The organism is Streptomyces sp. NPDC090741 (assembly GCF_044769045.1).
Classification (GTDB): Bacteria; Actinomycetota; Actinomycetes; order Streptomycetales; family Streptomycetaceae; genus Streptomyces.
Window position 1 is genome coordinate 200129 of sequence record NZ_JBIVXF010000016.1, and the last position, 10345, is coordinate 210473.

Genomic DNA, 10345 nt, shown 5'->3' on the forward strand with positions numbered 1-10345 from the left:
TGATCGAGAAGGAGGCTGGTCGAAGCCACGGTGACCCACAGGCCGCGCCGTGCCGCGCCGGGCCGCCGTTCCGGGACCGCCGACGTTGACGGGACGGCTGGGCTCGCCGAGGCGCTGCGCAGGCTTCGGCCGTGTGGCACCGGGCGCACCAGCACAGCAGTGCCCTGTCAGGGGCCGGCTCACACCGGGGTCACCCACCGCTCAGGACGGGAGAGAAGGCGCAGCTCCCGGGGTGTACGGGCGGCCTGCGGCCAGGACCAGGCGGACCGAGCGCAGGGCGGCCAGGTCGGTCAGCGGGTCGCCGTCCACGACGAGCAGGTCGGCGCGGTGCCCGGGGGCGAGCCGTCCGGTGTCGCCGGCGAGGCGCATGGCCTCGGCCGCGCCGGCCGTGGCGAGGTCGATGATCTCGGCGGGTGTCATCCCGATGTGCTCGAAGAACTCCAGGCTGGAGACGAAGCCGTCGAACACGGCGCGCGGCACACCGGCATCCGTCCCGGGCAGCAGCCGCACTCCGCTCTCGGCCATCCACCGGATCCGCTGGAACATCTCCTCGGCCCGCTCCGGGCCGAAGCGCGCCGCGAAGCCCTTCCAGTCGGGACTCGCCGCGGGGCAGACCGCTATGCCCCGGCCTGCGATGGCGGCCACCAGGTCCCCGCGTACGTCGAACCCGTCCCTCGCCATCCACGTGCAGTGCTCGATGCTGTCGACCCCGGCCGCCACGGCGGCCGAGATGCCCTCCGTGCCATGTGCGTGGGCGGCCACCGGCAGCCCGGCGCTGTGGGCCTCCTCCACGATGGCGCGCATCTCCCGCGGAGTGAACTGGGACTGCCAGACGGGCGGGCCGCCCTTGGTGATCCCGCCTCCAGTGGCCATCACCTTGATGAGGTCGGCGCCGCTCTCCGCATTGCGGCGCACCATGGCGCGAATCGCGGCTTCGCCTTCGACCTCTCCGCCGAGGAACCAGCAGTGCCCGCCGGGCGCGGTCAGCGGCGTCCCGGCGGCGAGGACGCGCGGACCGGGCAGCCGCCCGTCGGCGATCTCGTCCCGCAGGCGGACGGCCAGCCCTCCCCGGTCGCCGAGATCGCGTACGGTCGTCACGCCTGTGGCGAGGAGTTGCTCCGCGCGCATCGCCATCCCGGCATACAGTTCGGCGTCGGACGAGGTCTGCAGGCTCTCCACGGGATCGGGACCGGCGTCGAGCGCGAGGTGGACGTGGGCGTCGATGAGCCCGGGCAGCATCGTGCCATGGGGAAAGTGAACACGGCGGACTGCGGGTTCGGCCTGTGCCTCGACCTCCTTGCGCGGTCCGGCGGCCACGATCACACCGCGTCGGACGAGCACGGCGGCATCGAGGACGACCCTCCCTCCGGGGCCGGAGACCATCCGTTCTGCCGATACCACAGCGTGCATCATGCGCCTTCCTGCCGGGCCCGTAGCGCGTCCGAGAGCGCCACGAGCTGCCTCACGTCGTCGTCGAGATCGTTTCCTCCGGGCAGGGCCACGGCAATGGCTCGTCCGGGTACTGGGGCTCCCGCCGTGTACGCGGCCAGTGCCTCGTGAAGATGCACCGCCGCCCGTCCGGGTGGAAGCGGGGCCGAGGGCTCCGTCGGAGCCTCCAGCTCTGCGAGATAAGGACTGATGCGTACGAGTCCGTCCCGGCACTCGATCGCGCGCCGGTAGTACCGGCGGTGGATCCTGCGGACGCGCAGCGTGTCGCGCCAGCCTCCTGCCGGAGTGCGATGGAGCGAGTCCTCCGGGAAGGCTTCGTGCAGCGCCGTCCACAAGGGGGTCAGCCGCTGGTACATCCGACGACGATGCGCCCACAGGCGAACGGTCGTCCACCGGGTGGCGGCCGCGGGATAGAGGATTCCCGCGACGAAGAGCGGGATCGCGATGTCCAAGAGCAGCTTCGCTCCCACTATGAGGGCCGCCGGTACGGATTCGCCGGCCCAGCGGGTCACGGTGAGCGCCTCGCGAAGCGACCCCATCAGCACCATGATGGTCAACGCGGCCGCCACCAGCTGCAATCCGGTGCGCAGAGGCTTGTGCGACACCCGTATGTAGCGCAGCGTCCACCACAGTGCCAAGGCCAGCCCGTAGACGAGGTACAGACCCGCCGCGAGGTAGAAGAGCGCGACTCCCGGCTCGCGCATGTTCGCCGTCGCGTACGTATGGGCGCGTTCTGTCTCCGGTGTGATGGCCATGGCCCATGTGGCGATGCCGATGGCGGAGGTCAGGGGTACCAGTTCCCACCCTGCGCGCTTGCTGCCCGCGGTGCGATCCGATGCCGCGTAGAGGAAGACGCACTGCAGGAGGTAGACGAGGACGAGAAGCAGTGCGTTTTGCAGCAGCTTCGCGAGTCCGTCCCCGGTCAGTGAGTCGACGTACCGTGCGCCTGACTTGAGGCCCAGAAGGAATGACAACGCAGCGCAGACGATGCACAGCGTCACCGACCGGAGGACTCTGTCGGAGGGTGCCTTGACCAGCTGACTGATCTTCCAGGCAAGCGCGAGGAGGAGGATTCCTCCCAGGAGTGAGGACAGCGCCATGGCTATAGCCAACCCATCCTGTCACCCAGTGCGGAATTGATTCGCATGGTTGATTGGTCGTCCGTCGTTCTCGGGCTCACGCGGTTCAGTACGGAGGCCCACTCCAGGATTATGGTGGCGACCAGTTCGGCTTCCCGTTCCCGCTCGTCGTCGTACGAGGTTCGCCGGAGCGCTCGCCTGATGACGTCGACGGACAGATCCGGAGCCATCGACTGCCAGAACTCGTCGTCCATTTCGTCACTCTGATGGCCCGCCAGAATGTGACCGACCTCATGCAGGATGATGTGATCCTGATGGGCCTTGCTGGTCTCCCTCTGGTAGAACACGTAGTCCGCCGATTTGCTGGCGATCCACACGCCGTACGGTCCGGGCACGGGCAGGGGGTAGTCGATCAGCCGGATGGCGCGGCCCCGATGCTCTCCCAAAGCCTGGCAAAAGGACGGCACATGGAGTGGCGGCTGGATTCCGAGGGACCGGAGAGTGTGCCTGCATCGGCGCCTTAGCTTTCGCTCTTTCAAGGTGTCTCTCCGCTCGTGGTGCCATGGTGCTGTCTCATCCAGCGCCGCGGTTCTGCGGGCAGCCAGAAGAGAACCAGTCAATCACCCGGCCGCATTGTCCCTTCCGCCTGCTCCAGGCGATAGACGACATCGAGCAGATCCATCACCTGCTTCCGATGCTCCGGCGACAGCTGACCGGCTCGCATGGCCATCAGTTTCACATCGTTGCCCTGGGACGCCTCGTGCAGGCGGGCTTGCTCGGAGGCGAGGAGCTCCAGCTGTTCCGTGATCCGGTCCGCTGCCTCGTCCTCGACGAAGTACGCGGTCGGCACGCCGAAGAACCCGGCCAATGCCTGAAGGTGCATGAGCGTCGGGTTGCTCTTCCGGCCGTTGCGGAGTTGCCAGATGTAGCTCTGGGAGATGGAGACGCCGGCGTCCGAGCGCCGGATCGCCGCGGCGACGTGCTCGTTGCTGTACTCGTGATGGAGATCGGGCCTGACCCTTGCGAAGAGGTGGTTCAGCCTGTCGGCCAGGCTCTGCCCTGCTGTGTCGACCATGGATCCCTCCGACCCTCTCCGATCTCCACCTGTGTCAACAGTGATCGTGCCAGTCTTGTCACATGAGTTGAAGGGGAGACGCCCATCAAGTTATCGTCCCCGCAGACAAGTTTTCCACTGGTGTGTAGATCCGCAGCTCACTGGGTCTTCACCTGAGTCGAGTCGGTTCTGTGCTCTTCGGCTCGCTCGCCGGTGGTCCCTTCCATCCTCAGGCACAGGGGGAGGCGCGTCGTCATGCGACTGGGATCAAGGACGCCCGAGCGGGTGCCGGATCTGCACCGTGTCGTCCAACTCGGTGGCAGAGAACCTCAGGTGTTCCGACCACCCGCCGGCGGCGCCGGTATCGAAGGGGCCGCCCGTGCATCGGCGGTGGCGGAGCGGTCGGTACGCGATCGGGGCGGCTGCGGACGGGTTCGGCCGACTTCGCGGTGGCCGGCTCGTCGGCCGACTGATCCCGAAACCGCGGTGAGGCGGCGCAGGAAGGCGCCCGGCAGCATCTCCACCCTTCCTGGCGGCCCTGGATGCTTGCAGACCGCGCCCTTTGGCGATGGCGGCCGGTGCGCCGCGTGGTGGAGCGACGCCTCACGGGTTCTCATCCGTGGCCTTGTCGGCCGGGTCGGGAGACAGGTGTTCTTTCTCACGAAGGTGCTCGATGGCTGCCGGGAACTGCCCCATGCTCTGCGGCGACAGCTCGGCGGCCCGCGTGGCCGCACGCCGCACCCCGCTTTCGCGCAGCCAATTCGGCGACCAACCTGTTCGAGTACGGGCCGCGGCCTGGTGGATGCACGCTCTCGAAGATCGTGTTCAGTCGATCGCCGAGAGTTTCTGCCGCCAAGCGACCTCCTATGTGTCCAGGATTAACCTCAGTTGACACCCAGTTGTGTGCGTGTAAGGCTCACGGAGATTGGCTGAGATTAGTCGGGCGCGCCAGGCGTGGGCTACGGGGGCCTACGTAGTGTGCCCGGCACCGGCGATGCCTCCATGTGGGCAAGGCGCCCCATGCCGCTCCAGCGCATCCCGCCGGGCAAGCCCGGTATGGCGTCTCCACACCACCATCCCGCTGAGGGCCCTTTGGCTGTCCAGTAGTTACCGTCCCCGGAGCCGTTCGGTGCGGCAACATCCACACAACGCCTATGTATTTTAAGCTGTGTGACGGCGCGTCATAACGTCACGAGCTGCAATCCGAGGTCACCCTGGTTACGGCCGGGTGCCGTTTTCGGGAAGGGGGCTGCCGTCATTAACTGCGGCCGGTGTGATCGTTGGCCGTGAATGCATTCTTGGGATTCAAAAGTCAATAAAAACGGGGATTCAGTTAATGTTGCAAGCAATGACCGCTTTACTGCCGGTCTCGGGGCGTGGGAATGCCGCGGGTCCGCTCTACCCACGGGAACAGGGCGACAACGTCCTGGACGAGGAACACTTCGATTTCCGCGTCCTCGGTCCGCTTGAAGTCTGGGCCGGGTCACGGAGGGTGGAAATCGGCGGACCGAGGCAACGGATCGTTCTGGCGATGCTTCTGCTCGCGCCGGACCGGGTCGTGTCGATCGACCAGCTGGTCGAGGCAGTGTGGAACGGGCGTCCGCCGGCGACCAGTCGCACCCAGATCGCCATATGCGTCGCCAGCCTGCGCAAGGCGTTTCAAGCCGCAGGGTGCACCGAGAAGGTGATCGTCACAGCCGCCCCCGGTTACCTGCTGCGCAGAGGCGGGCACCGGGTCGACTCGGTACGGTTCGCCTCCGGCGTGGAAGCCGCGCAGACGCTTGCCCAGCGCGGGGACACCGGCGCATCGGCCGACCTGCTGGGCCAGGCTCTCGCACTGTGGCGGGGTCCGGTTCTGACGGACATCTCGAGCCCCGTCATCGAGACGGAGGCCGCTCTGCTCGAGCACCGGCGGCTTACCGCGTACGAGCAGTACGCGACCTTGCAGCTGCAGCTCGGCCGGCACCGCGAAATCATTGCTGAACTGACCACCCTTGTGTCTGACCAGCCGCTGTGGGAGCAGGCGCGGGCCGCGCTCATGCTCGCCCACTACCGGTCGGGCCACCGGTCGGAGGCCCTCAGTCTCTTCCGCCAGGCACAGCGGGTCTTCCGCGAGGAGATCGGACTGGAACCCGGCCGCGTCCTCCAGGACCTGCACACGGCCATCCTCCAGGAGACCTCCGGACTGATGCCGGCCTCCGACACTCCCGGGCCGCTGAGCGCCGGCACCGCGCTGCCCGAACTCCCGCCGGGGGCTGTGTCATTCGTCGGGCGGGATCGCGAGCTCAACGCTCTCGACACCTTGCTCCGCCGGGCCCGCGGAGGAGCCTCGGCCATCGGCCTGCTCGTAGGCCGTCCCGGCATCGGCAAGACCGCGCTGGCGCTGCACTGGGCACGCGGGGCCGCCGAAGCGTTTCCCGACGGGCAGCTCTACGTCGATCTCAAACGGACCGACATCGCCGATGCCCCCACCGTTCTCCTGCGGGCCCTGGGCATGTCGGACGCCCAGATTCCCAAGAGTCACCAGGACCGGCTCAAGGAATTCCACCGGCGGGTCGAGGACCGGCGGATGCTGGTGATCCTCGACGGCGTCCCCGACGACACCGCCGCGCACGAGCTGGTGCCCGTGGCGGGAAGCTGCTGCTTCCTCCTGACGAGTTGCCGGGTACTCGCGATCGCAGCGCAGGTCCGGTTGAGGCTGCGTGAGTTGAGGCCCGCAGAGGCCGTGGCGCTGCTCGGCTTCCTGGTGTCCGACGGAACCGTCGAGGAGGGCGGCCTCGCCGCGGCGAACGAGCTTGCCGCACTGTGCGACTACTTGCCGCTCGCCCTGTCCGCAGCCGCTGCCCGGCTCGTCGCCAAACCCCATTGGCGTCTGCCTCATCTGCTGGCCCGTCTCAGCGACCCCCGGCACCGGCTGGAGGAGCTCTACACCGGCGCTCCCACGTTGCGGACGGCCTTGCTCAGCGGCTACGGCGCGCTCCCGCCGGCGGCCGCGGAGCTGTACGTCCGGCTCGGGCTCATCGACGGGGAACGGATACCGGTCTGGGCGGCCCAAGCGCTCCTCGACACCGATCCGATGGACGCCCAGGGGCTTCTCGAGGAGCTCGTGGACGCCACGTTGCTCGAGGTCACGGACGCGGGAACGGACGGTTGGTTCCGTTACCGCCTGCCAAGTCTGCTGGCCCTGCACGCCGAGGAGACCGTCCATGCCGTGGAGGACGCCGCCCAGCGCGGGGCGGCGCTGGAACGGGTGATGGCCGCCTCGGCGGACACGGGCGATAGCGCACCGATACCGGCCCTCCGTAGCGTCTGCTGACGGCACACTGCCGGGCGCGTTCGGATCCTTGTCGCGGCCCAGGCGCACACCACGTGATCAGTGGACGTGTGTCTGGGCCGTGCTCGTTGTCCTCCGGGACGACGGTGGTTCACCACACCGCCGTACGCGCCGCGCAGGCGGGTCGGTCTGCCGCCGACCAAAACGAGAACAAGAACGTGAACGTTCCTACGGAGGAACACCATGACTGCCATTCAGCAGGCTGACCAGTGGTTGAGGCGGTACCGGCCGGTGGAACGGCCCCGGGTCCGCCTGGTGTGCTTCGCGCATGCCGGTGGTGGCCCGAGCGCGTTCCGCACCTGGCCCGCCGGGCTGCCGTCCGATGTGGAGGTGCTCGCAGCACGCTACCCGGGGCGCCAGGACCGGCTGACCGAGCCCTGCATCGACCGGATGGAGCCGATGGTCGAGGCGGTCGTCGAGGCGCTCACCCCGTTGCTCGACCGGCCGCTCGTGCTGTTCGGTCACAGCATGGGCGCGTGGATCGCGTACGAGGTGGCACAGCGGGTGCCGGTGCGCGCACTGCTGGTGTCCGGCCAAGTGCCGCCCGCACGCCGGAATTCGGCGCCGCCGGGATCGGCCCGCCGCGGTGACGGGAACGGCGTGTACAGCGAGGATGCCCTGGTCGCCGAGGTCAAACGGCTCGGTGGGTACGACGCCCAGCTCTTCGAGAACCCCGAGCTGCGCGACCTCGTCCTGCCGCCGATCCAGTCCGACTTCTCGCTGGTGGCGACGTACCGGCCCGGCCCGCCGAGGATGCTTGACTGCCCGGTGCACGCGTTCTACGGCGAGGACGACGCCGATGCCCGCCCGGAGGACGTCGCTGCCTGGGCCGAGGCCACCACGGGCCCGTTCACGCGCAACGTCTTCCCGGGTGGCCACTTCTACCTGACCGACCACGAGGCCGCACTGCTGCGCGAGCTCTCCTTCCTGCCGGCGGTGTCACGTGTTTGATCCGACCGAAGCGACCCTGGCACAGCTGCGGGAGGCGCTCGCCGACGGGCGGGTCACCGCCCTCCAGCTGACCCGCTGGTACCTGGACCGGATCGAGCGCTGCAACGGGGAACTGCGCGCGGTCATCGAAGTGAACCCGGACGCGGAGGCGGAGGCCGCACGGCTGGACGCCGGTCCGGTCCGGGGGCCGCTGCACGGCATCCCCGTGCTCCTCAAGGACAACCTGGACACCGCCGACCGGATGCACACGACGAGCGGCTCCACGGTGATGCTCGGCTCCCGGCCGGAGCGCGACGCCACGGTCGCCGCCCGGCTGCGGGCCGCCGGTGCCGTGCTGCTCGGCAAGGCGAACAAGACTTCGTGGATCCTCGGGCCGGCGGGGTGGAGCGCCCGGGGCGGCCAGACGCGCAATCCCTACGACACGGAGCGGTCGCCGCACGGATCGAGCTCGGGCTCGGCGGTCGGCGTCTCGGCGAACCTGTGCGCGGTGGCGCTCGGCACCGAGACCATCGGGTCGATCCTGGGCCCGGCCGCCGCGAACTGCCTCGTCGGGGTGAAACCGACGACCGGCCTCACCAGCCGTGCGGGAATGATCCCGGGCATCCCCAGCTTCGACTCGATCGGCCCCCTGGCCCGGACCGTCGCCGACGCCGCGGAAGTCCTTTCCGTGATCGCCGGACCCGACCCTCTGGACGCGGCGACGCAGGGGGCGCCCACGCTGGACTACCGGCAGTTCCTCGACGCGCAGGGGCTGCGCGGAGCGCGCATCGGCGTGCCCCGCAAGGAGTTCTTCGGCTACAGCGAAGCGGCGGACGAGGTCACCGAGCGCGCCCTGGAGACCATGAGCCGGGCCGGCGCGGTGATCGTCGAAGGCACGGACATACCTTCGGCGGACCGGTTCACTTCCGATCCGGCCTTCGGCACCGTCGTGATGAACGAGACCGCGTACGCACTGGGCCAGTACCTCGCCCGGACGCCGGGCGATCATCCGCGCTCCATCGCCGCCCTGGTCGCGGCGAACCGGGAGAACGCGGCGATCGAACTGGAGCACTTCGAGCAGGACATCCTGGAGATGCTGGCCGCCTTCACCCCCGACCTGGACGATGCGGGGTACCGCGAGGCGCTGGCGACCGTGCGGCGGCTGGCGGGTGCGGAGGGCATCGACGCCGTCATGGACGAGCACCGGCTCGACGCGCTGGTCATGCCGACCTGCCCGCCCCCGTGGCCGATCGACATGGTCGAGGGCGACCCCGAGCCGCACGGCGCCGCACTCGCGCCCGGTATGGCCGGCTACCCCGCGATCAGCATGCCGGCCGGCTGGTCGGACGGACTGCCCGTCGGCATCACCTTCACCGGCAGGGCGTTCAGCGAGCCGGTACTGCTCCGGCTCGCCCACGCCTTCGAACGGACGGGGCCGGTCCGCCGCCCGCCCGCCTGGTGACCCGTCCCGCCCGGGGCCCTACAGGGCCCCGAGGCTCCACTCCAGAACGGCCGCGGCGCTGTGCATTTTCGCCTCGGCCTGGGTGAAGGCGATCGAACGCGGCCCGTCCAGCACCGCGGCGGTGACTTCCTCGCCGCGGTGCGCGGGCAGGTCGTGCATGAAGACCGCGTCCGGGCTGGTCCGCATGACGTCCTCATCGACCCGGAACGGGACGAAGGCATTGCGCCAGTCCGGGTCGGCCTTCGACGTCCCGGTGGTCTGCCAGCGGGTTGTGTACACGACATCGAGGCCCGTGGGGAGGTCGACGGCGTCGTGCCGCTCGGTGACGGTCGAACCGTGCCGAGCGGCATACTCCTTGGCCCGCACCAGGATGTCCGGGTCGACGCCGTAGCCCTCCGGGGTCCGCAGGTGCAGCTCCGTGCCCGGATAGCGCGGAAGGGCGAGCGCCAGTGCGGCAGCGGTGTTGTTGCCCTCACCCATGTAGAGCACGCGGCGCCCCGCCAGATCGCCGAAGTGTCCGGCCATCGCGGTCAGGTCGGTCAGTGCCTGGGTGGGGTGCTCCTGCGCCCCCATCGCGTTCACCACGGCCATCCGGTCCTGGTCGGCCAGGGCGCGCAGCTCCTCGACGCTGCCCGCCGTACGGGCGACCAGGGCGTCCAGCATGCCGCTCAGGACCCGCCCGGTGTCCTCCGTGGTCTCGCCCGTGTTGAGCTGGAGGTCGTGGGGGCCGTACGTGATGAGGCGTGCGCCCAGGCGCAGGGCTGCCGCGGAGAACGCCGTGCGGGTACGCGTCGAAGTCGCCCGGAAGTACACGCCGACCACGGCGCCGCCCAGAGTCTCGCCCGGCCGCGCCCCGGAGGCGAACTGGCCTCCTCTGTCCACGATCCGGTACAGGTCGGCATCGGTGATGTCGGCCAACGAGATGAGGTGGTTGCGGACCATTGCGCGACTCCTGTGCTCAGCGGGCTTCGCAGCGTAGAGGCGCCGTTTATCAGGGCGGTATCGACTCCGGCCCGGGCCGGATGGGCTCGCGATAA

Annotated in this window: 8 protein-coding genes; 3 read left to right on the forward strand and 5 right to left on the reverse strand. The window is 69.3% G+C overall.

Translation table 11 applies throughout. From position 1 onward, the window contains the following. Nucleotides 1-201: 201 nt before the first annotated feature. The 4 genes from ACIQU4_RS33865 to ACIQU4_RS33880 all read right to left on the reverse strand — a co-directional run bounded on the left by ACIQU4_RS33865 (nt 202) and on the right by ACIQU4_RS33880 (nt 3603). Nucleotides 202-1413 (reverse strand): amidohydrolase family protein, encoded by a 1212-nt coding sequence (locus ACIQU4_RS33865; RefSeq protein WP_403738985.1) that lies wholly within the window; start codon nt 1411-1413, stop codon nt 202-204. Next, a complete protein-coding gene (locus ACIQU4_RS33870) occupies nt 1410-2549 on the reverse strand; it encodes an MAB_1171c family putative transporter (protein ID WP_403738988.1) in 1140 nt (379 codons plus the stop codon). The genes ACIQU4_RS33865 and ACIQU4_RS33870 overlap by 4 nt, the downstream gene beginning before the upstream one ends. Before the next feature lie 2 nt (nt 2550-2551). Next, nucleotides 2552-2923 carry a hypothetical protein gene (locus ACIQU4_RS33875; protein WP_403738991.1) on the reverse strand — a complete coding sequence of 124 codons (372 nt, stop codon included), beginning with the start codon at nt 2921-2923 and terminating at the stop codon, nt 2552-2554. 221 nt (nt 2924-3144) lie between these two features. Continuing rightward, a complete protein-coding gene (locus ACIQU4_RS33880) occupies nt 3145-3603 on the reverse strand; it encodes a helix-turn-helix domain-containing protein (protein WP_403738993.1) in 459 nt (152 codons plus the stop codon). 1315 nt (nt 3604-4918) lie between these two features. Here ACIQU4_RS33880 and ACIQU4_RS33885 point away from each other — a divergent pair. The 3 genes from ACIQU4_RS33885 (at nt 4919) to ACIQU4_RS33895 (ending at nt 9308) form a co-directional block, all read left to right on the forward strand. After that, nucleotides 4919-6898, forward strand: a complete 1980-nt coding sequence (locus tag ACIQU4_RS33885; RefSeq protein ID WP_403738995.1) for a BTAD domain-containing putative transcriptional regulator — start codon at nt 4919-4921, stop codon at nt 6896-6898. 201 nt (nt 6899-7099) lie between these two features. Continuing rightward, nucleotides 7100-7867 (forward strand): thioesterase II family protein, encoded by a 768-nt coding sequence (locus ACIQU4_RS33890; RefSeq protein ID WP_403738998.1) that lies wholly within the window; start codon nt 7100-7102, stop codon nt 7865-7867. Further along, nucleotides 7860-9308: an amidase family protein gene (locus ACIQU4_RS33895; RefSeq protein ID WP_403739000.1), complete on the forward strand. Its 1449-nt coding sequence runs from the start codon at nt 7860-7862 to the stop codon at nt 9306-9308. The genes ACIQU4_RS33890 and ACIQU4_RS33895 overlap by 8 nt, the downstream gene beginning before the upstream one ends. A gap of 18 nt (nt 9309-9326) precedes the next feature. Here the strand turns inward: ACIQU4_RS33895 and ACIQU4_RS33900 are convergent, their stop codons facing one another. Next, complete coding sequence (locus ACIQU4_RS33900; RefSeq protein ID WP_403739002.1) at nt 9327-10250, reverse strand: ornithine carbamoyltransferase; 924 nt, start codon at nt 10248-10250, stop codon at nt 9327-9329. Between the last annotated feature and the right edge of the window lie 95 nt (nt 10251-10345).